Origin of the sequence: Allobosea sp., assembly GCF_017308075.1 — a bacterium.
Taxonomy (GTDB): domain Bacteria; phylum Pseudomonadota; class Alphaproteobacteria; order Rhizobiales; family Beijerinckiaceae; genus Allobosea.
In genome coordinates, this window is record NZ_JAFKFX010000030.1 from 177,737 (window position 1) to 203,044 (window position 25,308).

Annotated in this window: 22 protein-coding genes and 1 tRNA gene; 9 read left to right on the forward strand and 14 right to left on the reverse strand. The window is 66.4% G+C overall.

Annotated elements, in window-relative coordinates:
* Nucleotides 1–3: 3 nt before the first annotated feature.
* The 5 genes from soxC to J0J10_RS12570 all read left to right on the forward strand — a co-directional run bounded on the left by soxC (nt 4) and on the right by J0J10_RS12570 (nt 4,207).
* The gene (soxC, locus tag J0J10_RS12550) at nt 4–1,281 is read left to right on the forward strand and encodes a sulfite dehydrogenase (RefSeq protein WP_291646882.1); all 1,278 of its coding nucleotides are present in this window, start codon (nt 4–6) and stop codon (nt 1,279–1,281) included.
* On the forward strand, nt 1,265–1,990 hold the full coding sequence (locus tag J0J10_RS12555; RefSeq protein ID WP_291646883.1) for a c-type cytochrome: 726 nt from the start codon (nt 1,265–1,267) through the stop codon (nt 1,988–1,990). The genes soxC and J0J10_RS12555 overlap by 17 nt, the downstream gene beginning before the upstream one ends.
* A complete protein-coding gene (locus J0J10_RS12560; RefSeq protein WP_291635933.1) occupies nt 1,990–2,319 on the forward strand; it encodes a c-type cytochrome in 330 nt (109 codons plus the stop codon). The genes J0J10_RS12555 and J0J10_RS12560 overlap by 1 nt, the downstream gene beginning before the upstream one ends.
* 125 nt (nt 2,320–2,444) lie before the next feature.
* Nucleotides 2,445–3,722 (forward strand): NAD(P)/FAD-dependent oxidoreductase, encoded by a 1,278-nt coding sequence (locus J0J10_RS12565; RefSeq protein WP_291646884.1) that lies wholly within the window; start codon nt 2,445–2,447, stop codon nt 3,720–3,722.
* A gap of 98 nt (nt 3,723–3,820) precedes the next feature.
* Nucleotides 3,821–4,207 carry a c-type cytochrome gene (locus J0J10_RS12570; protein WP_291635929.1) on the forward strand — a complete coding sequence of 129 codons (387 nt, stop codon included), beginning with the start codon at nt 3,821–3,823 and terminating at the stop codon, nt 4,205–4,207.
* Nucleotides 4,208–4,363: 156 nt separating this feature from the next.
* Here J0J10_RS12570 and J0J10_RS12575 read toward each other — a convergent pair whose 3' ends face one another.
* Nucleotides 4,364–5,944 carry an aldehyde dehydrogenase family protein gene (locus J0J10_RS12575; RefSeq protein ID WP_291646885.1) on the reverse strand — a complete coding sequence of 527 codons (1,581 nt, stop codon included), beginning with the start codon at nt 5,942–5,944 and terminating at the stop codon, nt 4,364–4,366.
* 493 nt (nt 5,945–6,437) lie between these two features.
* On the opposite strand from J0J10_RS12575, the gene J0J10_RS12580 reads away from it, so the two are divergent.
* Both J0J10_RS12580 and J0J10_RS12585 read left to right on the forward strand, forming a co-directional pair.
* A complete protein-coding gene (locus J0J10_RS12580; protein ID WP_291646886.1) occupies nt 6,438–6,884 on the forward strand; it encodes a hypothetical protein in 447 nt (148 codons plus the stop codon).
* A gap of 219 nt (nt 6,885–7,103) precedes the next feature.
* On the forward strand, nt 7,104–7,805 hold the full coding sequence (locus tag J0J10_RS12585; protein ID WP_291646887.1) for a hypothetical protein: 702 nt from the start codon (nt 7,104–7,106) through the stop codon (nt 7,803–7,805).
* A gap of 984 nt (nt 7,806–8,789) precedes the next feature.
* Here J0J10_RS12585 and J0J10_RS12590 read toward each other — a convergent pair.
* From J0J10_RS12590 to phhA, 3 genes are all read right to left on the reverse strand, one after another.
* Nucleotides 8,790–8,865: transfer RNA gene (locus J0J10_RS12590), tRNA-Lys, on the reverse strand.
* Nucleotides 8,866–9,067: 202 nt separating this feature from the next.
* Nucleotides 9,068–10,345, reverse strand: coding sequence for a solute carrier family 23 protein (locus J0J10_RS12595; RefSeq protein ID WP_291646888.1), 1,278 nt, complete (start codon nt 10,343–10,345; stop codon nt 9,068–9,070).
* A gap of 326 nt (nt 10,346–10,671) precedes the next feature.
* On the reverse strand, nt 10,672–11,535 hold the full coding sequence (phhA, locus tag J0J10_RS12600) for a phenylalanine 4-monooxygenase (RefSeq protein WP_291646889.1): 864 nt from the start codon (nt 11,533–11,535) through the stop codon (nt 10,672–10,674).
* A gap of 122 nt (nt 11,536–11,657) precedes the next feature.
* Between phhA and J0J10_RS12605 the strand changes: the two genes are divergently transcribed.
* Complete coding sequence (locus J0J10_RS12605; RefSeq protein WP_291635921.1) at nt 11,658–12,140, forward strand: Lrp/AsnC family transcriptional regulator; 483 nt, start codon at nt 11,658–11,660, stop codon at nt 12,138–12,140.
* A 25-nt stretch (nt 12,141–12,165) separates the two neighbouring features.
* Here the strand turns inward: J0J10_RS12605 and J0J10_RS12610 are convergent, their stop codons facing one another.
* The 3 genes from J0J10_RS12610 to J0J10_RS12620 all read right to left on the reverse strand — a co-directional run bounded on the left by J0J10_RS12610 (nt 12,166) and on the right by J0J10_RS12620 (nt 17,165).
* Entirely contained in the window at nt 12,166–14,676 is a 2,511-nt protein-coding gene (locus tag J0J10_RS12610; RefSeq protein WP_291646890.1) for a tetratricopeptide repeat protein, read from the reverse strand.
* 158 nt (nt 14,677–14,834) lie between these two features.
* Nucleotides 14,835–16,397: a 2-isopropylmalate synthase gene (locus tag J0J10_RS12615; RefSeq protein WP_291646891.1), complete on the reverse strand. Its 1,563-nt coding sequence runs from the start codon at nt 16,395–16,397 to the stop codon at nt 14,835–14,837.
* Between the two features lie 285 nt (nt 16,398–16,682).
* Nucleotides 16,683–17,165 carry a hypothetical protein gene (locus tag J0J10_RS12620; protein ID WP_291646892.1) on the reverse strand — a complete coding sequence of 161 codons (483 nt, stop codon included), beginning with the start codon at nt 17,163–17,165 and terminating at the stop codon, nt 16,683–16,685.
* 111 nt (nt 17,166–17,276) lie between these two features.
* Between J0J10_RS12620 and J0J10_RS12625 the strand changes: the two genes are divergently transcribed.
* Nucleotides 17,277–17,606, forward strand: coding sequence for a hypothetical protein (locus J0J10_RS12625; protein ID WP_291635917.1), 330 nt, complete (start codon nt 17,277–17,279; stop codon nt 17,604–17,606).
* Between the two features lie 118 nt (nt 17,607–17,724).
* On the opposite strand, the gene J0J10_RS12630 is transcribed toward J0J10_RS12625, so the two are convergent.
* The 7 genes from J0J10_RS12630 to J0J10_RS12660 form a co-directional block, all read right to left on the reverse strand.
* Complete coding sequence (locus J0J10_RS12630) at nt 17,725–19,797, reverse strand: M3 family metallopeptidase (protein ID WP_291646893.1); 2,073 nt, start codon at nt 19,795–19,797, stop codon at nt 17,725–17,727.
* Nucleotides 19,798–19,877: 80 nt separating this feature from the next.
* Nucleotides 19,878–20,597 (reverse strand): NUDIX hydrolase, encoded by a 720-nt coding sequence (locus J0J10_RS12635; RefSeq protein WP_291646894.1) that lies wholly within the window; start codon nt 20,595–20,597, stop codon nt 19,878–19,880.
* A gap of 13 nt (nt 20,598–20,610) precedes the next feature.
* The gene (locus tag J0J10_RS12640; RefSeq protein ID WP_291646895.1) at nt 20,611–21,516 is read right to left on the reverse strand and encodes a PhzF family phenazine biosynthesis protein; all 906 of its coding nucleotides are present in this window, start codon (nt 21,514–21,516) and stop codon (nt 20,611–20,613) included.
* Complete coding sequence (locus J0J10_RS12645) at nt 21,513–22,640, reverse strand: endonuclease/exonuclease/phosphatase family protein (RefSeq protein ID WP_291646896.1); 1,128 nt, start codon at nt 22,638–22,640, stop codon at nt 21,513–21,515. Before J0J10_RS12645 ends, J0J10_RS12640 begins: the two co-directional genes overlap by 4 nt.
* A 116-nt stretch (nt 22,641–22,756) precedes the next feature.
* Nucleotides 22,757–23,605 (reverse strand): pyridoxal kinase PdxY, encoded by an 849-nt coding sequence (pdxY, locus tag J0J10_RS12650; RefSeq protein ID WP_291647044.1) that lies wholly within the window; start codon nt 23,603–23,605, stop codon nt 22,757–22,759.
* A gap of 94 nt (nt 23,606–23,699) precedes the next feature.
* Complete coding sequence (locus J0J10_RS12655) at nt 23,700–24,104, reverse strand: nuclear transport factor 2 family protein (RefSeq protein WP_291646897.1); 405 nt, start codon at nt 24,102–24,104, stop codon at nt 23,700–23,702.
* 92 nt (nt 24,105–24,196) lie between these two features.
* The gene (locus tag J0J10_RS12660) at nt 24,197–25,249 is read right to left on the reverse strand and encodes a sensor histidine kinase (RefSeq protein ID WP_291646898.1); all 1,053 of its coding nucleotides are present in this window, start codon (nt 25,247–25,249) and stop codon (nt 24,197–24,199) included.
* Between the last annotated feature and the right edge of the window lie 59 nt (nt 25,250–25,308).

Sequence of the window (25,308 nt, forward strand, 5' to 3'; positions counted from 1 at the left end):
CCCATGAGCTCTGAAAACCAGGCCGGGCCGCTCAGCCGCCGCCGCTTCCTCGGCGCAGCCGGGGTGGCCGGCGCGGGCCTAGCCGCCAGCACTCTGCCCGCGCGCGCCCAGGCGCCCGCTCCCGATCCGCTGATCACCGAGGTCCAGGACTGGAACCGCTATCTCGGCGAAGGCGTCGACAAGCGCCCCTATGGCACGCCCTCGCGCTTCGAGAAGCATGTCATGCGCCGCGACGTCTCCTGGCTGACGGCCTCTCCCGAATCCTCGGTCAACTTCACGCCGCTGCACGAGCTCGACGGCATCATCACCCCTTCCGGGCTGTGCTTCGAGCGCCATCATGGCGGCATCGCCGATATCGATCCGGCCAATCACCGGCTGATGATCCATGGGCTGGTCGAAAAGCCGCTGGTCTTCACCATGGAAGACCTCAGGCGCATGCCACGCCAGAACCATGTCCACTTCCTGGAATGCGCCGCCAATTCCGGCATGGAATGGCGCGGGGCGCAGCTCAATGGCTGCCAGTTCACCCACGGCATGATCCATAACGTCATGTACACCGGCGTGCCGCTGAAGCTGCTGCTCGCCGAGGCCGGGCTCAAGCCCAATGCCAAATGGCTGATGCTCGAAGGCGCCGATTCTTCCGGCATGAACCGCTCCCTGCCGGTGATGAAGGCACTCGACGACGTGCTGATCGCCTTCGCCATGAACGGCGAGGCGCTGCGCCCCGAGCAGGGCTACCCGCTGCGCGCCGTGGTGCCCGGCTGGGAAGGCAATATCTGGGTGAAGTGGCTGCGCCGGATCGAGGTCGGCGACATGCCCTGGCAGGCCCGCGAGGAGACCTCGAAATACACCGACCTGCTCGCCGATGGCCGCTCGCGCCGCTACACCTTCATCATGGACGCCAAGTCTGTGGTGACCAATCCCTCGCCGCAGGCCCCGCTCAAGCACAAGGGCCGCAACGTCCTCACCGGCCTCGCCTGGTCAGGGCGCGGCACGATCAAGCGCGTCGACGTCACGCTCGACGGTGGCAGGAACTGGCAATCGGCTAGGATCGACGGGCCCGTGCTCGATAAGTCGCTGACCCGCTTCTATGTCGATTTCGACTGGGCCGGCCAGGAGCTGCTGATCCAGTCGCGAGCCATCGATTCCACCGGCTATGTTCAGCCGACCAAGGAGGAACTGCGCAAGGTCCGGGGCGTCAACTCCATCTACCACAATAACGGCATCCAGACCTGGCATGTGAAGGCGAACGGGGAGACCGAGAATGTCGAGATCGCTTAAGCCGGTTCTCCTCGCAGGCCTGGCCGGCCTCGCCATTATCGGCGCCGGCCCGCTGATCGCCCAGACCGCCAAACCGCAGGTTCCTGCCGCCACGCCTGCTCACGCCTCGCCCGCCAAGACGCCGGCGCTCGGCCTCGGCCGCCCGGCTCTGCCGGAGGAAATCAAGGCCTGGGACATCGCCGTGCGTCCCGATGGCAAGGGCCTGCCGCCCGGCAAGGGCACGGTGAAGCAGGGCGACGAGATCTTCCAGGCGCAATGTGCGAGCTGCCATGGCGAGTTCGGCCAGGGCAATGGCCGCTGGCCGGTGCTCGCCGGCGGCCAGGGCTCGCTCAAGGCCGATCGGCCCGAGAAGACCATCGGCTCGTTCTGGCCCGATCTCTCGACGGTGTACGACTACATCCGGCGCGCCATGCCCTATGGCAACGCCCAGTCGCTGAGCCCCGACGAGATCTACGCCCTGACGGCCTATCTGCTCTACCTGAACGACATCGTGAAGGATGAGGAGTTCGAGCTCACGGACAAGAACTTCACCTCGGTGAAGCTGCCCAACGCCGCCGCATTCTACGACGATGATCGCGAGACCACCGAGAAGGCGTTCTGGGGCAAGGAGCCCTGCATGACGAACTGCAAGACCGAGGCGAAGATCACGGGGCGCGCCGTGGTCCTGGACGTGACGCCCGATTCGAAATCGGCGCCGAAGGTCGACTGATGGCGGGCACCTTTCCGGTTCCGGCCTGGCTCGGCTCGGTCGCGACGGCGCTCGCGCTGTCGGCCGGTCCGGCCAGCGCCACAGGCGACAAGGCCCTGGGAGAATATCTCTCCTCCGAATGCACGACCTGCCATCAGAGCAGCGGCCGGCAGGTCGGCGGCATCCCGGCCATTATCGGCCACCCGGCCGACCAGTTCATCGCGCTGATGATCACCTATCGCGACAAGCAGCGCGACAACCAGGTGATGCAGACCATCGCCGGACGCCTGACGCGCGAGGAGATGGATGCGCTCGCCGCCTATTATGAAAGCCTGAAGCCGAGCCGTTGAGCGTGCGATTGCGCGCCGCGACTGGGGCGGATGAAGATCGGTCAGGTCCGCAAGAGGCCGCCGGGACTACCGACAAGACGATGTCGCAGGACGATGTCGATCGAACGAGCACTGGGGAGAGAGACATGCAGATCAATCGCCGCTCCGTCGTCCTGACCGGCCTGTCGGCAGCCGGAACTTTCGCATTGGGAGCACCGGGCGTTCTCGGCCAGGCCAAGCCCCGCGTCGTGGTGATCGGCGGCGGCGCCGGCGGCGCTACGGCGGCGCGCTACATCGCCAAGGACAGCCAGGGCGCCATCGCGGTGACGCTGGTCGAGGAGAACGAGAGCTATCAGACCTGCTTCCACTCCAATCTCTATGTCGGCGGCTTCCGCAAATACGAGGAGATCGTCCACGGCTACGATGCACTGGCGAAGAACCACGGCATCACGCTGGCACGGGCGCGGGCGACCCAGATCGACCGCGACAAGAAGGAGGTCGTGCTCTCGACCGGGCAGCGCCTGCCCTATGATCGCCTCGTCGTCTCGCCGGGCATCGACCTGAAATACGATTCCGTTCCCGGCTGGTCGAAGGAGGTCGAGGAGCAGATGCCGCATGGCTGGAAGCCCGGCCGCCAGACCCAGCTGATCAAGCAGCGGCTCGATGCCGTGCCCAATGGCGGCACCATCGTGATGATCGCCCCGCCGAACCCCTATCGCTGCCCGCCCGGCCCCTATGAGCGCGCCTCGATGTTCGCGCATGTGCTGCAGCAGGCCGGCAAGAAGGACGCCAAGATCATCATCCTCGACCCCAAGGAGAGTTTCTCCAAGCAGGGCGTCTTCCAGGCCGACTGGGAGAAGCGCTACCGGTCGATGATCGAATGGCTCGGCCCCAAGATCCATGACGGGATCAAATCGGTCGACCCGAAGACCAACACGGTCGTCACCGGCTTCGAGACCTACAAGGATTGCGCCTTCGTCAACGTCATCCCGGCGCAGATGGCCGGCGAGATCGCCCGCAGCGCCGGGCTGGCCCCCGCAGGCGGCTATTGCGCCATCGATGCCGCGACGATGAAATCGACCGTCGACCCGAACATCTTCGTGCTCGGCGACGCCTGCATCGCCGGCGACATGCCGAAATCCGCCTTCTCGGCCAACAGCCAGGCCAAGGTCGCGGCGATGACGATCCGCGGCGAGCTGACCAATGCCCGCACCTTCCCGGCCCGCTACGTCAACACCTGCTGGTCGCTGGTCGCGCCCGACGACACCATCAAGGTCGGCGGCCGCTACGAGCCCAAGGACGGCAAGATCGCGGCGACCGAGACCTTCGTCTCCAAGCCCGGCGAAAGCGCCGAGCTGCGCAAGGAGAACCAGGCCGAAAACATGGGCTGGTATGCCGGCATCACCGCCGACATGTTCAGCTGACGAGGAACACCTGCGCCGCGACCTCCCGCGCAGCGCCGGACTGAAGGCCGCGCCCCGCGCGGCCTCTTTTTTCAAGCCCCCGGAGACAAGGACAAAGCATGCGATTTCTGACCAGCGCGACCCTGATTGCCGCGGCATTCGCCGCGACCTCCGCGAACGCCCAGGACATCGCCGCCGGCGAGCGTTCCTGGAACAAGTGCCGCGCCTGCCACCAGATCGGCGAGACCGCGAAGAACGGCGTTGGACCGCATCTCAACGGGCTGTTCGGCCGGCATACCGGCGCCGTCGAAGGCTACAGCTACTCCACCGCCAACAAGAGCGCCGACATCACCTGGAACGAGGCGATCTTCGCCGAATACATCAAGGACCCCAAGGCCAAGATCCCCGGCACCAAGATGGTCTTCGCCGGCATCAAGAACGACAAGGAGATCGGCGATCTGACGGCCTTCCTCAAGCAGTTCGGCAAGGACGGCAAGAAGCAGTGAGCGATCGGCTCGCGGGCGCGAGCCGCCAGATCGGCGGCCGCGCCCCCATAGCATCGGACCGAAAAGTGGAATCCTCTTTTCGGAAAACTCCGATGCGATAACACTGAGATAGATCACCGTGACCGCGTCCGAACGGACGCGCGGCGATCTAGCCCGTCATTTGCCGCTGCCGGAGCGCATGATGGTCCGGCTCTGTTCGCGCATGAACTGCGGCACATAATAGGGGCCGAGCCCACCCTTGCCGGCGACACCCGAGCCCTTCCAGCCGCAGAAGGTCTGCACGCCCGGCCAGGCGCCGGTGGTCGCGCCGCTGGCGCGGTTGGCATAGAGCGCGCCCGCCTCGGCCCGATCGAGGAAGAGCTCGAGCTCCGCCTCGTCAGTGGCATAGGCGCCCGCCGTCAGGCCGTAGAGGACGTCATTGCCGTCGGCGATCGCATCCTCCAACCGGTCATAGGGCTGCACCGAGAGGAAGGGCAGGAACAGCTCGTCCTTGTTCAGCCTGTGGCCCGGGGCGAGCCCTTCGACGATCGTCGGCTGCAGATAGGCGCCGCCATCATGGACACCGCCGGAGAGCCGCGTCCCGCCGAAGCGGATCTTTCCGTCGCGCCCGGCTTCCTCGCAGGCTTTCCGGTAGCGCATCGCGGCGTTCTCGTCGATCACCGGCCCCATGAACACCTCAGGCTGCAACGGCGGGGCGATCTTCAGGGCGGCCGTGCGCTCGACCAGCCGCCACATGAAGTCGTCATAGACAGCCCGCGCGACATAGACCTTGGAGCCCGACGAGCATTTCTGGCCCTGCAGCCCGAAGGCCGAACGCATCACGCCTTCGGCCGCAACATCCAGATCGGCGCTGGCGGTCACATAGCTCGGATTCTTGCCGCCCATCTCGATGATCACCGGACGGTTGAACGGCCCGGCCGCGACGCTGCGCAGGATTTTCGTTCCCACCGCATGCGAGCCGATGAAGGCATAGCCGGCGACATCCGGATGATCGACCAAAGCCTGGCCGGTGACGGCCCCGCCGCAGACGAGGTTGAGCACCCCGGCGGGAAGCCCGGCCTCCTCGCACAGCCGGGCGAGCCAGCCGCCGGTCAATCCCGCAAAGGGGCTCGGCTTGAGCACGACCGCATTGCCGGCGACCAAGGCCCCGGTCAGCATGCCGATGCCGAGCGCAACCGGGAAGTTGAACGGCACGATGACCGCGAAGACGCCGTAGGGGCGCAGCACATCCGAGGTTTCCTCGATCGCGACGGCCCGCTGCAATGGCCGTCGGAAACCGTCATTGCGCTCCATCTCGTCGCAATAATAGCGCACGAGATCGACGGCTTCCTCGACCTCGCCCATCGCCTCGCCAAAGGATTTTCCGACCTCGCGCAGGCAGGCGGCAGCGACCGCGAACTTATGGGCTTCCAGCCGCTCCGCGACGCGCCGGAGCAGAGCCACACGCTCCTGCCATGGCGTCGCGGCCCAGCCGCGACAGGCCTGGCGTGCCGCTGCCACGGCCCGACCGACCTCTGCCGGTCCAGCCTCGACGAAGCGGCCCAGCAACTTGCCGTCGATCGGGCTGCGCGCCTCGTATTGCGTACCGGCCAGGTCCCATGCGCCGCCGATCAGGTTGGGATGGAGTTCCGCCGGCGCTGCCAGCGCCGTCTCGATACTGGTGGAGAGTCGCGCGAACACCGCGCTGAAATCCACGCCGATATTGGAATAGGTCACCCGAGGCAGCGAACTCGCCATCGATCAGTCTCCCGAAAGGCCATGACTGGCATCCGGATCAAGCTCGCCCGGCGCCGCCATGAACAAAAGGTCGCACAGGAAGATTTCGACTGTCAAACCTGATTATACTTGACTCCACAACATCTAAACTGAAGTAAAATCAATAAAATGGCGACGCTCAAGAAAACAACGATGACGCCACCACGTCTCGATTGGAGATCGAGTCTTTTACACACCCTCCGCCCTGCCCTGATGACAAGTCGCTGCCGTGCCATCAGGCCAGCGCCATAGGAGCGCTGAATCGTGGCGGCTGACGCGCAGCGAGCCCCGCACAGGAGAGAGAGAGCGGCGCGAAGCTCGCCGTCTTGTCGGGACTCCGTCCGCAGGGTGGCCGTCACGGGCCCGGCCATCGGCGGGGCTTTCCGTCGGCGCTGGCGTTCATCACCCGAATGGGGGTTGCTGCGGCGATTGCCGCAGGCCCTAAAGGGATGAGGCATGCCGAAAGCTGAAGCTGTTGAACGATCAGATGGGGCCGAAGGCGGGAGGCGTGTTCGCTCCCAATCCGATGCTGCTCGTCTTCCTCGATCTGTCGATCGAGGAGATCGACTGCAAGCCTCCTGGCGTCGCGGAAATAACCGGCGCGATGGTCGCAATTCCGAAAGCGCCGCTGCTCTTCCAGGTACGCAGCCGCCGCAATGGGATCTATGCCGCCCCGCGCGGCGAGCAAAAGCTGACGCCAGTGCGCCACATCGAGATGATCAGCGATGAGCGCGACAGCACGCCTTTCAAACCCGACGACTACCGCTACATCTTTTTCGCCATCCGCGACGCAGCGGCATACGGCATGGCCAAACTCGTCGGCAGGCAGCGCGTGGTGCTGCGGCAAGGAGATCGCGCCGCCCAAGCATTATCTGTGGACCGTGCGCAACCCGATACCGGGCGAGGAGATGAAACTGGCTAACGTGCCCTGTCTGACTAGGCCTATGCCGCCACTGGCCAGCTTTCGCCACCAAGACCTGCGCGACACAGCCGTAACCTGGCTCGCAATAGCCGGCACCAACATCCCCGAGATCGCGAGCGTGACGGGCCACAGCCTACAGTCGAGCACCGACGTCCTAGAACATTATCTCGCGCGCCCCCTCGAACTGGCGGACCACAATCGCGAAGCTAGTGGAATGGCATGACTGAGAACACGCGTCGCGAAACAGCAGGGGGTCGGAAGGTGTGGTTTTGGGACCTAAGCCCGGCCGAGCAGCTGCCGTTGTGGACCGCAGCTCGCAATTGGATGGCCCTCGCAGCAGCGATTGTGGCCGCTCTGACATTCGTGATCGGCTATCGACAGACGGAGCTGCAACGTATCGTTTCTGGTGACAAGGATCGCGAACTCAAATCCTTCCAGACCAATGCGGATCAAAAGACCGCCGAATTGTCCCTCAAGGCAGCGGAAGCCGAAAAGACCATGGAAGAGACGAGGCGGCAAAACCTCATCCTTGAGAGGTCGGTCGAGCAGGAGAAGGCTGCACGCCTGAGGCTAGAGGATCGAATGTCGCCGCGGCGAATGTCGACGTTGGAACTGAATAGGATGGTAGCTGCGCTCAATGAGCTGCCACCCAACATTTCCTTTTCGATCAACCACGTCGGAACGCCGGAAAGCGCGCAGTTTGCCGAGCAAGTCGCGACAGCCTTTCGAGCCGCAGGTAGGCCTGTTGAGGGATTAGGACAGGCGTTCTTCACGGGAGGGGCCGCACGTGGAATCATTCTGTCGGGACCACATGCCCTCCAATTCAAGCGCGTTTTCGACGCAGTAAACATCGCCTCGCAAATCATAGACGGCGACACGGAGAACCGAATTACCGTAGCCGACAAGCCGGAGTATCAGTAGGTCGAGCCCCGCGCGAACCGTGCGAAGGCAAAATCAGCTCGCATGTTCCCGAAATGCTCTGCCAGCCATGTGCCACTCAATAGCTTAAGCCTAGGATTTTCTTAGATGATCCGTGGAGAGTGATGTAAGGGCTGAACCTACGACCCGCCGACTAAGAGTTCGCTGCTCTGCCAGCTGAGCTAGCCCCCATACGCAACGGAAGACGTCGCCGGAGCTGCGGCGATTGCCGCAGGCCCTAAAGGGATGAGGCATGCCGAAAGCTGAAGCTGTTGAACGATCAGATGGGGCCGAAGGCGGGAGGCGTGTTCGCTCCCAATCCGATGCTGCTCGTCTTCCTCGATCTGTCGATCGAGGAGATCGACGCGTCGCGGAAATAACCGGCGCGCCGGCGGGCGAGAGACCTGCCCACACGGAAACGCCGCGCATCCTCTCGGAGGCGAACTGGCGATCCAGCCCCTTGTCCATGTCGCGGTTTCAGGGTCCCTTCGGACGGCGGCTCCGTGATGCCTTCTCCTTTACGGCCGCCAAGCAGCCTTCATAGAACGACTGCCTCCAGACGACCACCGGGCATTCGGCGCTCTTTCGGAGCCCCTTATTGTAAGCCCAGTTATAGCCTGCCTGATGCTCGGAGCAGTCAGAGGAACATTGATAGCCCTTGAAGCTGGCGGCAGCAGCGCCACCACTCGCAATCGCCATGAGCACGACGGCAATAAGGCGCATGGTGTTGTCCCGATCTGACGAATGGCTGCTTCCGACAATCAGAAGACAAAATCGGGTATCGCAAGGCAATAGCGCTTCCACGCAGCCAGGCCCGCGCCGCCATCTGCAGCCCGGTTTCCCTGCACGACAACCGCCGGCGTTTTTTGGACTTCACGGAGGATCGGGCGAAGCAGAGAAGGCGGCGTACAGATGCCGAGCGCCGCGCCAAATGCGATGCTTCATGAAAACGCCAGACGGCCCCAGGCGTCTAAGCCTTTGAGATCGTGGTGGGTGATGTAGGGCTCGAACCTACGACCCGCTGATTAAGAGTCAGCTGCTCTACCAACTGAGCTAATCACCCATACGCCACGAAGACGTCGTCGGCGAGGCGTGGACCGCGTCCCGACAGGCGGCGATGTAGCAAACACCCCCTGCCCTGTCCACCCGTCTACGACAGAAATATGCAAACTTCTTTGAAGAGCTCCGGCACGCCTTGGGGACAAATCCGCCAGATGGCACGCCGGAGCGATTTTTCGGCCGTTTTCGGCTGCATTCTTCAGTGATCAGGCAGTCTTCCGGCGATCCAGAAGATGATAGAGCGCGATGGCCGCGAAGGTCGCCGTGCCGATGCCACCGAGCTCATAGCCGAAGATCGGCAGCTTCAGGTCGCCAGCACCGAGAATCAGCGCCGTCGCGACGGTGAGCAGATTCTTCGGGTCGGCGAAGTTCACCTTGTTCTCGACCCAGATCCGGCCGGCAGTCGCCGCGATCAAGCCGAAGACGACGACCGCAAGCCCCCCCAGCACCGCGACGGGGATCGTACCGATCACCGCGCCGAACTTCGGCGAGAAGCCGAGCAGCAGCGCAATCACGCCGGCAGCGACGAAGACCAGCGTCGAATAGACCCGCGTCACCGCCATCACGCCCATGTTCTCGGCATAGGTGGTGACGCCGGTGCCGCCGCCCGAACCTGCGATCATCGTGCCGACGCCGTCGGCGAAGAAGCCGCGCCCGATCAGATTGTCGAGATTGCGCCCGGTCATCACCGAGATGCCTTTGATGTGCCCGAGATTCTCGGCGACCAGAATGATCGCGACCGGCACGATCAGGGCGATCGCCTTGGCCTCGAAGACCGGCGCGACGAAGTTCGGCAGCCCGAACCAGGCGGCGGCAGCGACCTTGCCGAAATCGATCGGCGGCGCGCCGAAGGCGGAAGCCGTCGCGGAATAGAGGATATAGGCGGCAAGGCCGCCGATCAGAACGGGCAGCCGCTGGGCCAGGCCGCGACCATAGACGGCGATCATGGCGACCGCGACCACGGTGAACAGCGCGACCCATTTGGTGTAGGGGCTGGCCGAGATCATGTTGATCGCGACCGCGGTCAGATTGAGACCGATCGCGGCGACCACCGCGCCGGTGACGACCGGCGGCAGCAGCTTCTCGATCCAGCGCGTGCCGACCCCCTGCACGATCAGGCCGATCAGCGCATAGACGGCGCCGCAGGCGATGATACCGCCGAGCGCCACAGGCAGGTTGAGATTGGGACCGGAGCCGGAATAGCCGGTGGCGGCGATGACGACGCCGATGAAGGCGAAGGAGGAGCCGAGATAGCTCGGCAGCCGCCCGCCGGTGATGACGAAGAACAGCAGCGTCGCGATGCCCGAGAAGAAGATCGCGACATTGGGGTCGAACCCCATCAGGATCGGCGCCAGCACCGTCGAGCCGAACATGGCGACGACATGCTGCAAGCCGGCGATCACGGTCTGCCCGGTCGGCAGGCGCTCGTCCGGCATCACGTCGCCGGAGGTCTTCAAAGTCCAGTTCGGAAAATAGCCAGCCATCTCGCCCGCTCCCAGCCATCGCGCCCGCGCGCACCGGGAGGCAATAGTGGCAAGAATCAGGCCGGCGCCAAGCGAGTGGCCGGCGCCGTCCACCGCAAACAGGGGGCAACGTTACAAAACCAGCCGAAAACCCGGCACCTGCCCGGGGGAGCTCCGAGGGCGCCGGCTCAAAAGCTGCTTCAGCGAGCGCAGATCCGCTTCGGCCCTGTAGTCATTGCGGGCAAGTCGCGCAGCGGCGCAAATCCGGAAGCCGGAATGACGGCGCAGATAGAAGGGAGCCCCCGCTCGACTGCCCGGTCGGGCACTCCGAATAATGCCATTGCTGATCAGGCCGCCGGCCGCCTTTGCCGATCATCGGCCGTGACCAGCCTGTCGCCTGCGATAACGGCATCGGCCTCGAGATCGGGCAGTGCCCGCGCCTGCACCATCGCCTGCTCCAGCGGCTCCGGGGCGAGGTCGGGCATCGCCTCGAAGCCCGGCAGGACGAAATAGCTCTGCTGAAAGTCGTCGATCTTGTAGCGCGTCCGCATCACCCGGACCGGATCGAAACGGATGCGGTTGGGCTTGGCGCTCTCCAGCGCATAGAGCGTTTCGCCGGGCGAAGAGGCGATGCCGGCACCGAAAATGCGCAGGCCCGCCTCCGTCTCGATCAGCCCGAACTCGACGCTGTACCAGTAGAGCCGCGCCAGCCGCGCCAGATCGGCCGGATCGGCATAGCGCAAACCGGCCGCGCCATAGGCCGCGACGAAATCGGCGTAGGAGCGGTTCATCAGCAGCGGCACATGGCCGAAGATGTCGTGGAAGATGTCCGGCTCCTCGATATAGTCGAACTCCTCCGGCCGCCTGATCCAGAACCCCGCCGGAAACCGGCGTGCAGCAAGATGGGTGAAGAAGACCCGATCTGGTACCAAGCCCGGCACCGCGACCACCTCCCAGCCGGTCGCTGCCTTGAGGACGCGGTTGATCTCGCGGAAATCCGGGATCGCATCGGCGGCGATGCCGAGTGCCGTGAGTCCGGCGAAGAACGGCTCGCAGACCCGGCCCTGAAGCAGATCATGCTGGCGCCGGTAGAGCCGGCCCCAGGTGCCGTGGTCGGCGCCACTGTAGCGGTCGAAGCCCTGATCGACGACGAAATCGGCCGGAACCTGGTCAGGCCTCAAGCCCGAGCGGCTGAGCGGGTCGGTTGTCATGGCGCATCTCCCAATGCTGCCCCATATTGCGCCGCTCCTCCAGTCACATCCTGACTTTCTGTTGCGCGTCAGCGCGGAGATGCGTCAGAATATGCGCACCGACTTCGCCAAGAGGTCCGATCATGCCCCATCCGGCGAATTTCTCGTCACGCCTCGACGCGACCGACCGGCGCATCCTGCGCGCCTTGCAGCGCAATGGACGGCTGACCAATGCCGCCCTCGCCGAGGAAATCGGCATGGCCCCCTCGCCTTGCCTGCGTCGCCTGAGGGCGCTGGAGGAAGACGGCGTAATCGCCGGCTATCGGGCGCTGATCGACCGCCGCAGGCTCGGCCACGGCGTCGAGGCCTATGCCCTGGTCAAGCTCGCCCAATCCGATCCGGATTGGCGTACCAGGCTGATCGAGCAGTTGCAGGCTTTCGACGAGGTCATCTCCTGCCAGGCGATGACCGGCGAATGCGACCTGCTCGTCCACATCGTCGCCAGCGACATCGAAGCCTATGGCGAATTCGCCATGCAGCGCCTGCTGACGCTTCCCGGCGTCGCCGATATGCGCTCCTCCTTCGTGCTGGCGACGATCAAACCGGATCGCGGCTGGCCGATCTGAGGCGGCGGCCCGCGCCCAGCGCCGTTCAGGGCGTCACACCATAGGCGCGATAGCGCTCGCCGGCGCTGCCATCTAGCGCGCGCGCCCGGGCGAAATCGGACGCCGCCTCGGCCTCGTCGCCGCGGCGCTGATGGGCGATCGCCCGGCCATACCAGGCCTGTCCCAATCGGGCGTCCAGCGAGAGCGCCCGGTCATAATCGGCGATGGCGCCGTCGAGATCGCCGCGCTTGAGCTGGACCAGCGCGCGCGTATGCAGGACGCCGCTCTGGTTCGGTGCAAGCCGCAGCGCCTCCTCGCAATCCGGCAGGGCGCCTGCCACCTGCCCGCTGACCGCGCGGATCAAACAGCGCATGTTCCAGAAGCCCGCCTGCTCGGGATAGCGCTTGATCAGCCGGCCGAGCTCGTCGATGGCCAGGCTCGGCTGCTCGGCGCTGACCAGCGCCTGGGTCAGGCCGAGCGCGACATCGATGCGGTTCGGCGCCAGCGCCAGCGCTTCGCGGTAATCGGCGATCGCGGCCTCGGGCTCGCCGAGCGCCACCCGGATCCCGGCCCGCGAGAGCCAGCCATCGGCATCGCTGCGGTCGATACGGAGCGCCGCGTCGAAATCGCCGAGCGCGCGCTGGAACTGGCGGAAACGCTGCAGGAGCTGGCCGCGATTGAGCAGTGCGGCATGATTGGCGGGCGCAACCGCGAGCACATCGTCATAGGCTTTCAAGGCCGCCGCGCCCTGCCCGCGCGCCTCCAGTGCACGGGCCCGCTGGAACAGCGCCTCGACCGAGCGCGGCGCCCGCAACAGCGCGGTCTCGGCGTCGGTGAGGGCCTCCGCGAAGACGCCCTCACGGAAACGCAGCCGCGCCCGCAGCACCAAGGCGACAGGGTGGCCGGGGTCGAGCCCGAGCGCCGTCGCGATATCCTCCCGCGCCTGCGCTTCGCGTTGTGGCTGGCCGATACCGAATTGCGCGCGGCGCACGAGGCGCTGCAGGTCGAGCCCGTCGACCGCCAGAGCCGCATCGAGCTCGGCGAGCTCGTTCCGACCGGATGGGGCGGGCGGCGTGCGGGCGGCGCTGTAGGCGAGCCAGAAGGCCTCGCGCTCCCGCCCGAACTGGATCTTGGCCGCATGGACGAAGGCGGCCAGGCGCATCGGCCAGGCCTCGATGGAACGTCCGAGCGCCGGAAGCAGCACCTCCCGCCGCGCGATCGCGCCTTCATGCGACGGGTCGAGCGCCAGCACCGCACCATAGGCCGCCAGCGCCGCCAGCCTCTCGCGGAGCATCTCCTCGGCCAGCGCCAGGCCGAAGCGAAGCGCCACGTCCTTCGGATCGGCGCGCAGGGCCGCCTCATAGGCCGTCCTGGCCGCCTCCGCCCGACCCGACGCCAACAGCGCATCGGCGCGCAGCGCGTTCCAGCCGGAAGCATCGGGACCGGGGCCGGCCAGGTCGAGATCGCGCAGCGCCTCGGCATTGCGGCCGAGCGACAGCAGCAGGCGGGCGCGATTGCGCAGGCCGTTGCCGTCTCGCGGCGCCAGCACCAGCGCCCGATCGAGATCGGCCAGCGCCTCGGCCTGCCGCCCCTGCTCGATCAGCAGCAGAGCGCGGTTGTTGAAGGCGAAGACCGTCTCCGGATAGGCGGCGATCAGCGTGCCATAGGCCGAGATCGCCTGGAGCGGCCTGCCGCTGCGTTGCAGCACCAGAGCGCGACGCGCCAGGGCGGTCTCGTTGCGCGGCTCGAGCCGCAGCGCCTGCTCATAATTCGCGAGCGCCGCCTCCATCTGCCGCAGGGATTCGAAGGCCCGGCCGCGCTCGACCCAGCCCCGCGCCACCGCCGGTTCGAGACGCAGGGCGCGCTCGAACGCCTGGACCGCCTCGGCCGGACGCCCCAGTGCGGACAAGGACAGACCGCGGCGATAGTGATGCGAGGCGACCGCGGGCTCGATCTCGAGCGCCATGTCGAGATCCTCCAGAGCGCCTTCGTCCTCGCCGATGCGCTGCAGCAGCCGCGCCCGCGCCAGCCGCGCCCAGGCGCTGGACGGATCGAGCCGCAGGCCGTGATCGAGATCCTTGCGCGCCCCGGCGAGGTCACCGCGTCGCTCGCGCAGATTGGCCCGGTCGACCAGCAGGCTGGCGGTCGCCTGACCGGCCTCGAGACCTGCGGCGAGTATTGCCTCGGCCGCGCGATGCCGGCCGAGCTCGGAGAGCACCGCCGCCCGCCCGCGCAGCGCGGCGAGGTGGCCCGCGTTGATCCGCAGCGCGGTTTCGAAAGCGCGCAACGCCGCTTGCCTGCGGCCTCGCCCCTGCTCCAGCCAGCCGCGGCTGGCGAGCAGATCCGCCCGGTCGGCACGGCCTAGCTCGACCTGCAGGGCAGCGTCGCAGGCGCTGCGGCGCTCCGCATCCGGCGCCTCGATCTCGCCCATGCAGATCTGCGCATATTCCTCGGACTGCGCGACCGGCGATACCGGCGGCAACGCCGTATGGGCCGTTGCCGGAGCGGCCTGAAACAGGGCGAACGCGCCCAAGAGAACAAGGCGTCGCGACGTCATGGGAAACTAGGTCTCGCGATGGCCCCCCGCAGCATGAGAGCGACATCCGTTTCGCGAATCCAGAATTTGTTCCCGGTCCCGGCCAGAAAAAAGGCCGGTGTGCCGCGCCGGTCACAGCGCGGCACACCGGCCTTGAGAGCATGCTCTCGGTGGGCGCCCTATTCGGCGGCAGCCTGCGCGTGCGTGCGCGCGCCGCGCGCGATCAGCTTGTTCAACGCCACCAGATAGGCCTTGGCCGAGGCGACCAGCGTATCGGGATCGGCACCGCGACCGGTAACGGAAGCTCCGTCCTGCGACAGCCGCACCGAGACCTCGGCCTGCGCATCCGTGCCCTCGGTCACGGCGTGGACATCATAGAGCTCCAGGCGCGCCTCATGCGGCACGATCGCCTTGATCGCATTGAAGACGGCGTCGATCGGCCCGTTGCCCTCGGCCTCCTCGGTGACGGCGCGACCTTCGACATCGAGCTTCATCAGCGCGCGCTGCGGCCCGCGCGTCCCGGCGATGACGGTCAAAGAGAGCAGCTTCACGCGGTCATGGGCGGTGGCGATGTTCTCGTCGACCAGCGCCTCGATATCCTCGTCGTAGACATGCTTCTTGCGATCGGCCAGCGCCTTAAAGCGGGTGAAGGCGTCTTCCATCTGGTTGTCGCCGAGATCGTAGCCCATCTCCTTCAGCTTGGAGCGGAAGGCGGCACGGCCGGAGTGCTTGCCCATCACCAGCGAGGTCTTGGTCACGCCGACCGATTCCGGCGTCATGATCTCGTAGGTCTGCTGATGCTTCAGCATGCCGTCCTGATGGATGCCGCTCTCATGGGCGAAGGCGTTCCGGCCGACGATCGCCTTGTTGTACTGCACCGGGAAGGAGCAGGCGGTCGAGACCGCCTTGGAGGCGCGGGTCAGCATGCTCGCCTCGATGCCGGTATCGTAGGGCAGCACGTCGCCGCGCACCCGCAGCGCCATGACGATCTCCTCCAGCGCGGCATTGCCGGCACGCTCGCCGATGCCGTTGATGGTGCATTCGACCTGGCGGGCACCGCCCTCGATCGCCGCCAGCGAATTGGCGACGGCGAGGCCGAGATCATTGTGGCAATGTGCCGAGAAGATCGCCTTGTCGGCGTTCGGCACGCGCTCCCGGATCTGGCGGAACATGTCGCGGTATTCGTCCGGCGTCGCATAGCCGACCGTGTCCGGCAGGTTGATCGTCGTCGCGCCGGCCTTGATCGCCGTCTCGACCGCCCGGCACAGATAGTCGATCGGCGTACGGGTCGCGTCCATGCCCGACCATTCGACGTCCTCGACCAGGTTGCGGGCCTGCGTCACCGTCTTGGTGATGATCTCCAGCACCTCGTCCTCGGTCTTGCGCATCTGGTGCTGCAGATGGATCGGCGAGGTCGAGACGAAGGTGTGGATGCGCGGCTTCACGGCATGGCGCACCGCCTCGCCGGCGCGGGCGATGTCGGCGGTGATGGCGCGGGCGAGCCCGGCCACGGTGGCGCGCTTGATCCGCCGGGCGATCTCGGAGACCGCCTCGAAATCGCCGTCGGAGGCGATCGGGAAGCCGGCCTCGATCACGTCGACGCCCATCGCGTCCAGCAGGTCGGCAACCTCGAGCTTCTCCTCGAAGGTCATGGTCGCGCCGGGGCACTGCTCGCCATCGCGCAGGGTGGTGTCGAAGATCAGGACGCGATCCTTCGACGAAGCATTGTTGGAGACGGTCATGCTGCTGTTCCTTGGCTCGGAACGCGCCGCTATGCGAGATATCCGGCGCGGAGGGTCTGGATTTCGGTTCTCGTCACTCCCCTGAGCGCCCAGGCATGCATGCCCGGTCGGCCCTCAGGGGCTGATAAGGAGAAGAAGCTGACCAAGAACGAGGGAAGCGCGCATGCCGTCGCTCCGCGCGGTCGCGCGGTCTGTCTTCAGGGCATGGGTGGCGGATGCGGCCACGGGCGTTCCTCTTCGAATGAGGCTGTGTAACCGATTTCCGGGCCGCTGTGCAAGGCGCGATCAGCGGCTCGCGCCAGCCTTCTCCTTCAAGGTCCGCAATCCGGCCAGCGGAGCCGGCCAGAGCTGCAGCCGGTAGAAGTCGTCGCCGTCGAGCCCGTCCTCGCTCAGGCTGTCGAGGCCGGAATAGGAGACCCGCAGCCGATAGGGGCCGGGCGCGAGCGAAATCCGCGCCGCCTCCGGCAGCGCATCCGTACAGCCGAGAATCGCGATCCGGCCCGAACGCACCGTGAAGGAGCATTCGTTGACCAGGTCCCACTCATCGAAATCATCCTCCGGCTCGTCCGCGTGGATCGTCAGCGCGACCGGTACCGACATGTTGCGCACCGTCCCGATCCCGACGCTGCAATCGCCGGCAGCGATCAGGCGCTCGACCGCCTCATCGGTCCAGAGCGGACCGAAATCCTCATTGGCCGCTTCGTCCTGGACGAAGAACTGGAAATAGTCGGCGAAGACGGCGAGCACGATCTGGGCTTCGATGGTCATGGCGGCAGCATCCGGCAATCCGGTGACGAGACTGTGTCCACAGGCCGCTCATGATTGGCTGGCGGCACGGAATCGGTCATGCTCGTGGCCGATCCCGCTTCGGAGCCGACCATGCGCGCTGGACTTCTCGCAACCGCCCTTTGCCTAGCGCTCGCCGCCTGCCAGAGCGCCGGCCCGCCGCCGGCCCCCTCGCCGGAGCAGGCGCCGACCGGCGTGACCCCGAACACCTTCCGCATGCCGACCGGCAGCGGCTGCGGCGGCGAGATCGAGCGCTTCCAGGCGGTCGTCGACAACGATGTCCAGACCGGCCACACCACCCGCAATGTCCATGTCCGCGTCAGCGCCGAGATCGAGAAGGCGCGCGCCACCTGTTCGGGTGGCAACGAGGCCGGAGCGCTGTCCCAGTTGCGCGCGACCAAGTCGAAATTCGGCTATCCCTGAGAACAACCGCCGTCTTGCTCGCCAGTGCGGCGAGCATCGACGTCTTGGGCAGCGACACGCGACCAGCGAAGACGCGGATGGTCGGGACAAGCCCGACCATGACGCCCCGAGTTCCCGACTACCCCGCCAGTCCGCGCTTCTCGAGCAGGGCGTCCGGCGTCGGCAGCCGGCCCCGGAACAGCGTGTAGGCCTCGGCCGGGTCGCGCGTATCGCCGGCCGAATAGATGTAGCGCCGCAGCTTCCCGGCCACTTCCGGCGCGAAGACATCGCCCGCCTCGATGAAGGCGTTGAAGGCGTCAGCGTCCATCACCTCGGACCAGAGATAGCTGTAATAGCCCGCAGAATAGCCGTCACCCGAGAAGACATGGCTGAAATGCGGGGTGCGGTGGCGCATGGTGATCTCGCCGGGCATGCCGATCCGGGCAAGCTCTGCCGCCTCGAAGGCGAGCGGATCGACCTCTGCCGGCAGCTCCAGCGAGTGGAAGGCGAGATCGACCAGCGCCGACGAGGTGTATTCCACCGTGGCGAAGCCCTGGTTGAAGGTTTGAGCCTTCCGGATCCTTTCGATCAGCGCGTCGGGGATCGGCTCGCCGGTCTCGGCATGCAGGCAGAAGCGCTGCATCACCTCTCTGGTCAGGAACCAATGCTCATAGAGCTGCGAGGGCAGTTCGACGAAATCGCGGGAGACCGAGGTTCCCGCCAGCGAGCCATAGGTCACGTCCGAGAGCAGGCCGTGCAAAGCGTGCCCGAACTCGTGGAACAGCGTACGGGCGTCGTCGATCGAGAGCAGCGCCGGCTTGCCCTCCGCCGGCTTGGCGAAATTGCAGACGTTGACGATGATCGGCCGGACCTCGCCGTCGAGATTGCGCTGGCCGCGATAGGCGCTCATCCAGGCGCCCGAACGCTTCGAGGCGCGGGCGAAATAATCGCCGAGGAAGAGCCCGATATGCCGGCCGCTCGCCGCCTCCGTGACATCCCAGATGCGGACGTCGGGATGGTAGCCGGCGAGGTCCTTGCGCTCGGCGAAGGCGAGCCCGAAGAGCTTGCCGGCGGTGTCGAAGGCCGCGGCGATGATGCGGTCGAGCTGGAGATAGGGTTTCAGCACCGCCTCGTCGAGCGCATAGGTCTTCTGCCGCACCTTCTCCGAGTAATAGCGCCAGTCCGAAGGGCGGATCGGGCCGTTCTCGCCCTCCTCCCGGGCGAGTGCCGCGAGGTCGGCGGCCTCCTGCGCGGCGCGCGCCTTGGCCGGTTTCCAGACCAGCTCCAGCAGTTCGCGCACGCGCGCCGGCGTCTTCGCCATGCTGTCGTCGAGCTTGAAATCGGCGAAGGTGGCAAAGCCGAGCAGGCGCGCCTTCGCGGCCCGCAGCTTGACCATCTCGGCGACGATGGCGCGGTTGTCGGTCTCGCCGCCATTCTCGCCGCGCCTGCTCCAGGCGGCGAAGCTCTCCTCGCGCAGATCACGTCGCTTCGAGAAGGTCAGGAAAGGCTCGATCACCGAACGCGACAAGGTCACCGCATGCTTGCCTACCTCGCCGCGATCGGTCGCGGCCCGGGCCATCGCCGCGACGACGAAGGGCGGCAGACCGACGAGATCGGCCTCGTTCTCCAGCACCAGCGCATAGCCCGCCTCGTCCTTGAGCAGGTTCTGGCCGAAGCTGGTGCCCAGCATGGCGAGCCGCTCGTTGATCGCCGCGAGCCGCGCCTTGTCCTCGGGCCCGAGCTGCGCGCCGGCGCGGACGAAGCCGCGATGCGTGCGCTCCAGCAAGCGCATCTGCTCGGCGTCGAGGCCGAGGCTCTCGCGCCGACGGAAAACTGCCTCGACCCGCGCGAACAGCCCCTCGTCCATCATGATCATGGACCAGTGACGCGACATCACCGGCGACATCTCGCGTTCGATCGCCTGCAAAGCCTCGTTCGTGTCCGCCCCGGCGAGATTGTAGAAGACGCCGCCGAGCCGACTCAGCCCGCGGGCCGAACGCTCCAGCGCCTCGATCGTGTTGGCGAAATCGGGCTCAGCCTTCTCGGCCTTGATCGCCTCGATCTCGGCCCGGTGCCTGTCCAGCGCCGCCGGATAGGCCTCATGGATATGTTCCGGGCGGATCTCGGCGAAGGGCGGCAAACCGAAAGGCGTCTCCCAGACCCGCGCGAAGGGATTGCCGGCCGGCAGGTTCAGGGCTTCGGATGCGGTCATGAACGGGTCTTTCAGCGCTTCTGCATCGATCGAAAGGAAAGCTCGCCCGGGCGCGGCAGGGCCGCGCCTCCCAGGGCGGATCAGTCCCGCCCGAAGATATGGGCGAGATAGGCGATCATGAAGGGGGGCATGTCATGCTCGCCGCAATCGGCCAGTTCGCGGACGATCACCATGTCGGCGAGCTCCGGCTCCTGCTGCGCGGCGATGCGCTCCAAGATCAGCGCCCGCGCCGCCTCGGCCGGCAGATCGATCCGAACCGGGCGCATGAAGGCGACGCGACCGGGCACGATCACCGCGTCCCAGCTCTCCGCCACCGCGATCTCGTCGAGCGAAAGCCCGGTCTCCTCGCAGAGCTCGCGGGTGACGCTGCCGGCAAGATCGAGCGTGTCATCGGGCAGGATGTCGTCCGCATCGGGCGTGCCGGCCGCGAAGTAGACCTTGCCGGCATTGGCGGTGTGCTCGCCCATCCGGCCGAGGAGGAAGCCGCCATCGGCCGCGCGCAGCGCCGCCATGCCGAAACCGTTGCGGACCGCCGGAGGCGGCAGTCCGAAGCTCCGCCAGGCCAGGAGCGCCGCATAATCGGCACCGAAATAGCCGGCATGGAAGACCCCGTCCTCGATCGCGCCGCGATGCTGCAGCAGGACGCGGCCATTGAACATCGCCGGCTTGTCCGCGGTCAGACTGCGCCAATGCTCGGCGATCTCCGCGGCTCGCTCGCTGGCGAAGCTCCATTCATAGGGCTCCACCCGGGCTTCGACCCCCCGGAGCGCGATAATATTGCCATCCTCGACGCCGTTCACCGCCCCGGTCTCCTCACAGCAGGTGTCCCTCGCTCATCACCACCGCCATCCCGCCGATCGTCGCCGAGACCAGCGCACCGTCGACGACCCTCAACCCGAGCTCGATCTGCGAGGGTCGGCCAATCTCATAGCCCTGCTCGATCACCAGGCGATGCTCGCCATCCCCCGGCCTCTCGAAGCACATCACCGCCCCTGCGAATGCGGCGACGGCCGAGCCGGTGGCCGGATCCTCGACGACCCCCATGCCTGGTGCGAACATGCGCGCATGGAAATGATGGCCCGCTTCGGCCGTCTCGCGGCAATATGCGAAGGCGTTCTCTTGGCCCACCGGTCGCATCGCCTGCGACCAGAGGCTGGTATCGAGGCGGATTTCCGCGAGCGCCTTGCGGGTCGCCACCGGCACCAGCGTGAAGCCGAGCCCGGCCGAGAACACACTGGGCACATGCGCTTCGAAGCCAATATCACGCCGGTCGAGCCCCAGCGCTCCGGCGAGCAGAGGCAAGGCCGCGGCCGGCTCGACCTCCTCCGGCAGGCGCGGCAAGGTGAAGGTGGCATAGCCCGAGCGCGCCGTACCGCAGCCCACGGCGCAGGGCACGAAACCGACCTCCTCCTCCAGAACGAGCAGCGCCGCGGGTCGGCCCTCGGCAGCGTCGCGCAGGGCCAGCAGCACCGCGGTGCCGACGGTCGGATGTCCGGCGAAGGGCAGCTCGCGCTCCGGCGTGAAGATGCGCAGCGCAGCCCGGTGCGCAGGATCGGTCGGCGGCAGGACGAAGACCGTCTCCGAAAGATTGAACTCGCGCGCGATCGCCTGCATCGCCGCGACGTCGAGTCCGTCGGCGTCGAGCACGACCGCCAGCGGATTGCCGGCATGCGGGCGAGCGGCGAAGACGTCGAGCGTGACGAAGCGACGCTGCATCATGACCTTCCTTGCGCTTTCGGGATCGTCAGCTCGATCGTCAGGGGACAATGATCCGAGGCCTTGGGCCGGTCCCAGCCGACGCGCGGATAGCGATCATTGGTCAGGGCCAGCTTGCCCATCGAACGATCGGCCTCGCGCGGATCGAGCGGCACACGATAAGGCAGACCGCGCCGGATCAACTGGATGACGGGCTTCGGATTGGCCGCGGCCAAGGCCGGCGACAGCAGGATATGGTCGAGCGGCATGTGGCTCTCGAGCAGCTTCTGCTGCGCATCCGACCAGTAGCGCCGGAAATGCGTCCAGCGCTCATGCTCGGGCAGGCTCGTCATCGGATCGACGGCGAAATCATCCAGCAGCGGCTCGAGACCGCTATCGCCCTCGTCGACCGGCTCCGCCAAAGGCCCGAGCCCGATGCGATACCCGTTGAGATCGCCGAGGATCGCCCAATTCGCCTGCCGCCAGCCAGCGCCGAAACGCTCCTGCACAAGGCGCCGCACCGCCAGCGCTTCAGCCCGGCGGATCGGCAGCGTCGCTTGCCTGCCATCGTCGCGGCCATTGTTCATCGACTTGAAATGGCAGCCGAACAGGGTCAGTTCGCGGTCGCCGAAATCGAGCGCGATCACCAGGCAATCGCGCGCGAAGACCCGATCGCCCGGGCGGATGCCGAAAGCCGCGACCGCGGGCGAAAAGGCTCCGGCCTCGGCGAAGCTGAGCTCACGATAGGAGTGGACCGAAACCTGCGAAGGCGCCAGCAGGTCGCGCCGGGCGGCGAAGCCGATATCGATGCTGCGGCGGTCATTGCCGTCGATCAGCGTGAAATGCCCATAGCGGTGATCGGCGATGCGGTGAACATAGTTGGCGAAGAAAGCCTGCAGGCTGGCGAGCGAATCGACTTCCTGCAGCATCCAGAGGTCGGCATTGGCCTCGGCGAGGGCAAGCGCCGTCATCTGGCGCTTGTCGTCTTCCAGCGCGACCGCGAGCGAACGCTCGACCGCATCGCGCTCATCGGCACGCGGGAAATTGAACAAGGACATCGCCGCCGCCGTCTCGGTGCGGCCGCCAGCCTCGAAGCGGTGGCGCGTCAGCAGGTTCTCGACGTTGAAGGTGCCGAGGCGAAGCTTCATCGCAGGTCCGCGGAATGCCGCTGCTGCCAAGGCCGGCAATCATCCAGAGGCCCAGCCCAAGGCTGGGCGCGAGGGCGGCTTCTCGGAATCAGGACCGAGGGCGAGGACAGCACCGTTCAGACCGCCTCGGGCGTGAACTGGTGCGAGGGCGCCACGAACTCGTCCTGCGCCGCGACGGTCAGGATCTCGCGCGAGCCGGCATCCTTGGTGCGCTTGAGCAGCCCATAGATCGAGGACGAGGCCTTGGCGAGCGCGCTCGCCGCCGAGCCGTCGCGCAGATAGTGGACATAGAACAAGGCCGCGATGGCATCGCCGGCGCCGTTGACGCTGATGTCGATCTTCGGGGTGCGCACCCGGAACGCACCCTGCGCATCGGCGGCCATCAGGTCGATCGCATCGTCCGGCGTCTCGTCGGTGATCAGTGAGGTCACCAGCACGACCTTCGGCCCGGCATCGCGCAGCGCCTCGACGGCACGGTGGGCGTCGCCGATATTGCGAACCTCGACATCGGTCAGCAATTCCAGCTCGAACTGGTTCGGGGTCACGATATCGGCGGCCGGCACCGCCTGCTCGCGCATGAATTCGGGAATCCCCGGCCGCACGAAAATGCCGCGCCCGACATCGCCGATCACCGGATCGCAGCAATACATCGCCTTGGGATTGGCGACCCGCACGCGCTCGACGGCCGAGAGGATGGCATGGCCGATATCGGCCGAGCCCATATAGCCGGAGAGCACGCCATCGCAGGTGGGCAGCACGCCGCGCTCGGCGATTCCCTCGACCACCTCGTCGATCATGCCGCCATCGAAGACCCGGCCCTTCCAGTCGCCATAGCCGGTATGGTTCGAGAACTGCACGGTATGGATCGGCCAGACCTCGACGCCGAGGCGCTGCATGCAGAAGGCGGCGGAGGCGTTGCCGACATGGCCATAGGCGACATGCGACTGGATCGAGAGGATGTTCATGGGCACGACAGGTTCGTGGCAGGAGGGCATGGTCTAGCGCCTTCCCCGGCCCCGTCGCAAATCGAAAGCGATCTTGCGGGTGCCTGCACGCCCCTCACGCCGACAATCTGGCCACGCCGGCCGTGTCGGTGAACTGCGTCACGCTGGTCAGCTTGCCGTCGGCGAAAGTGAACAGGTCGATGATCTCGAAGGAGCCGGTGCGGCCGCTCGGCAGGCATCGGACATCGGCCCGCCAGTGCAGCGTTGCCCGATCGCCATCGACCATCAGCGCGAGTTCCTCGATGTTGCTGAAGACATAGGTGGCGATCAGCGCGGCCATCTGCGCACGTACGGCGGCATGCCCCTGCGGCTGGACGAAGACGTCGGAAGCGGTGGGGCCGCCCGCGAGGCGATAGCTGCACTGCTCGTGGAAATAGCCCATCAGCTCATCTAGGTCGCCGCGATGGCGGGCCGCGTAAGCGCTTCTGATCAGTTCGGCGACGGCGGCGTGCTCGCTCATGGCACATTCCCAAACGTCAGAGCGATACTGTGCTCCGCGCGCCGCGGAGAGTCCAGTTCCGGGTCCGGCGCCGGGACAGCGCCGCCACGCGCTCAGTTCGCATGGACCGGCTCGGCATTTGCGATCGCCGACATCGTCGTCTCCAGCGCGTAGCGCAGGCCCTCCTGCCGATAGTCCAGCGAGACCCTGCCCTGGAAATCCAGCGCCACGACCCGCTCGAGCAGGCGCGACCCGAAGCCTTTGCGTGCCGGCGTATTCACCGGTGGCCCGCCGCTCTCGCTCCACCCGAAGGCGAAAAGCTCCTCGCTTTCCGGCGAACCGATTCGCCAGGAGATCGCGACCTGGCCGCCCTCACCCGACAGCGCACCATATTTGATCGCATTGGTCGCGAGTTCGTTGATCGCCAGCGCCAGCGTCAGGGACTGCTTGGCCCCGAGTTCCAGGGCCGGGCCGCTGAGCAAGACACGCCCGGCAGCGATGCGGTGCGGCGCCAGAGCGCCTTCGATCACCGCACGGATCGGTGCGCCGCTCCAGCTCGACTGGGTCAGGATCGTATGCGCCTCGCCGAGCGCGGCGACCCGCTCGCCGAAGGTCACCTGCGCCTCGTCGAGCGAGCTCGCCGAGCGGAAGGTCTGGTTGGCGACCGCACCGATCATCGCCAGCACATTCTTCATCCGGTGAGCCAGCTCGGCGTTGAGCAGGCGCGAATTGCGCTCCGACTGCATCTTGGCGGTGGTCTCGACCACGGTGTCGATCATCCCGACGACGGCGCCGTTCTCGTCGCGGATCGGGCTGTAGCAGAAGGTGAACCAGACGCGCTCGGGATGACCATAGCGGTCGATGACGAGCGGGAAATCCTCGATGAAAGTCGCCTCGCCAGCATAGGCCTTTTCGACCAGTGGACCGATCTGCGGCCAGACCTCGGCCCAGACCTCGCTGAACGGCTTGCCGAGCGCCGGCGGCTTATCCCCCAGGATCGGCCGGAAGGCGTCGTTGTAGATGGTGATGAGGTCGGGACCCCAGACGATGCATTTCGGGAAATGCGAATTGACCATCATTCCGACCGCCACCCGCAAGGCGGCTGGCCAGTTCTCCGGCGGGCCGAGCGTCGTCGTCCAGTCATGAGCTGCGATGGCCGCCGCCATCGCGCCGCCACCATCGAGAAACCGCGTGCCGCTGTTCAAATATCACCTGAAGTGGCGAC

Coding starts and splice junctions, on each gene's coding strand:
- J0J10_RS12630 (WP_291646893.1), bottom strand. CDS start 19,797: ATGACCGCATCCGAAGCCCTGAACCTGCCGGCCGGCAATCCCTTCGCG.
- J0J10_RS12575 (WP_291646885.1), bottom strand. CDS start 5,944: ATGGCGAGTTCGCTGCCTCGGGTGACCTATTCCAATATCGGCGTGGAT.
- J0J10_RS12615 (WP_291646891.1), bottom strand. CDS start 16,397: ATGACCGTCTCCAACAATGCTTCGTCGAAGGATCGCGTCCTGATCTTC.
- J0J10_RS12660 (WP_291646898.1), bottom strand. CDS start 25,249: ATGGCGGCGGCCATCGCAGCTCATGACTGGACGACGACGCTCGGCCCG.
- J0J10_RS12645 (WP_291646896.1), bottom strand. CDS start 22,640: ATGAAGCTTCGCCTCGGCACCTTCAACGTCGAGAACCTGCTGACGCGC.
- J0J10_RS12655 (WP_291646897.1), bottom strand. CDS start 24,104: ATGAGCGAGCACGCCGCCGTCGCCGAACTGATCAGAAGCGCTTACGCG.
- J0J10_RS12555 (WP_291646883.1), top strand. CDS start 1,265: ATGTCGAGATCGCTTAAGCCGGTTCTCCTCGCAGGCCTGGCCGGCCTC.
- J0J10_RS12625 (WP_291635917.1), top strand. CDS start 17,277: ATGCGCGCTGGACTTCTCGCAACCGCCCTTTGCCTAGCGCTCGCCGCC.
- J0J10_RS12560 (WP_291635933.1), top strand. CDS start 1,990: ATGGCGGGCACCTTTCCGGTTCCGGCCTGGCTCGGCTCGGTCGCGACG.
- J0J10_RS12610 (WP_291646890.1), bottom strand. CDS start 14,676: ATGACGTCGCGACGCCTTGTTCTCTTGGGCGCGTTCGCCCTGTTTCAG.
- J0J10_RS12565 (WP_291646884.1), top strand. CDS start 2,445: ATGCAGATCAATCGCCGCTCCGTCGTCCTGACCGGCCTGTCGGCAGCC.
- J0J10_RS12595 (WP_291646888.1), bottom strand. CDS start 10,345: ATGGCTGGCTATTTTCCGAACTGGACTTTGAAGACCTCCGGCGACGTG.
- J0J10_RS12620 (WP_291646892.1), bottom strand. CDS start 17,165: ATGACCATCGAAGCCCAGATCGTGCTCGCCGTCTTCGCCGACTATTTC.
- J0J10_RS12640 (WP_291646895.1), bottom strand. CDS start 21,516: ATGATGCAGCGTCGCTTCGTCACGCTCGACGTCTTCGCCGCTCGCCCG.
- J0J10_RS12605 (WP_291635921.1), top strand. CDS start 11,658: ATGCCCCATCCGGCGAATTTCTCGTCACGCCTCGACGCGACCGACCGG.
- J0J10_RS12585 (WP_291646887.1), top strand. CDS start 7,104: ATGACTGAGAACACGCGTCGCGAAACAGCAGGGGGTCGGAAGGTGTGG.
- phhA (WP_291646889.1), bottom strand. CDS start 11,535: ATGACAACCGACCCGCTCAGCCGCTCGGGCTTGAGGCCTGACCAGGTT.
- pdxY (WP_291647044.1), bottom strand. CDS start 23,605: ATGAACATCCTCTCGATCCAGTCGCATGTCGCCTATGGCCATGTCGGC.
- soxC (WP_291646882.1), top strand. CDS start 4: ATGAGCTCTGAAAACCAGGCCGGGCCGCTCAGCCGCCGCCGCTTCCTC.
- J0J10_RS12570 (WP_291635929.1), top strand. CDS start 3,821: ATGCGATTTCTGACCAGCGCGACCCTGATTGCCGCGGCATTCGCCGCG.